1 protein-coding gene is annotated in these 1,086 nt (G+C 52.9%); it reads right to left on the reverse strand.

The window, feature by feature from the left end; genetic code table 11:
- Positions 1–169: 169 nt before the first annotated feature.
- Positions 170–691, reverse strand: a complete 522-nt coding sequence (locus EKG38_RS25570; RefSeq protein WP_185826954.1) for a hypothetical protein — start codon at positions 689–691, stop codon at positions 170–172.
- Positions 692–1,086 lie beyond the last annotated feature (395 nt).

Below are 1,086 nucleotides of genomic sequence, written 5' to 3' on the forward strand. Positions count from 1 at the left end.
CTACTACGACTACGACGACTATGACAACGACCACGACCATGACCACCACGCGAACGACGACGACGACGACTACCACCACCACGCGAATGACGACGACAACGACGACCATCGGGCGACCACCACCACCATCACCACCACGCGAACGACGACGACTACCACCGCGCGACCACTACCACGACGCGAACGACAACGAACAACGATAACGACTATGACAACGACAACGACCACTACCACCATGCGAACGATGACGAAGACGACGACGATGACCACGTGAACAACAACAACAACGACCACCATGCGAACGACAGCACACGACGACCACAACGACACTACCACCACCACCATGACCACACGAACAATGACAACGACCACCACCACGTGCACAACAGCACACAACGACCACCACGACAACCCCATGGCCACCACCACCACCACCATCAATGTCGTCGACAGCGGCGACCCCCGCACTCGAGGGCGACGACACAACAACAACTACCACCGTGTGACAACCACCACCACCACAACGATGCAAACAACGACAACAACAACTATGACCACCACCACTACAACGCGAATGACCACACGAACGATGATGACAGCGACGTTGTCGACCACCACCATCACGAACAGCGCGACAGTGAAGGCAACGACAACGACAACGATGGCCGCGAATGACAACGACGACATCCACCACCACTACCCCATCGCGAACGACGACTCCTATTAGTGTACTACCATTAATTTGTATCAGTAGTGTAATACCTATTCAATATTATTTTTTCATTGACTTGAACTATTGTGAAGTGTAATTAAGTACTACTAGTAGGACTACTAGCACTACTACTAGCAGACTTGACAGTCTGGGACAGACTGTAAGGGTGCTGTCCTGGACTGTCCAGCACTAGCCAGTTGGGAACCTTGTTGGGAGTGTCTGTCATCCTGGAGACCCCATCCAGCTCTGTCCAGTCCTGTCCAGCCTCTCCAGGGGGAGGGTTGTTTTGCTGATGGCTGCTGAACCAGCTCGTCCCACCGTCCCATCGTGACCCTATCAGGTACATGAAAATTCTTTAGACTAGTTATACCTTG

It is taken from the genome of Shewanella canadensis (assembly GCF_003966225.1).
In the GTDB taxonomy this organism is placed as follows: Bacteria; Pseudomonadota; Gammaproteobacteria; order Enterobacterales; family Shewanellaceae; genus Shewanella; species Shewanella canadensis.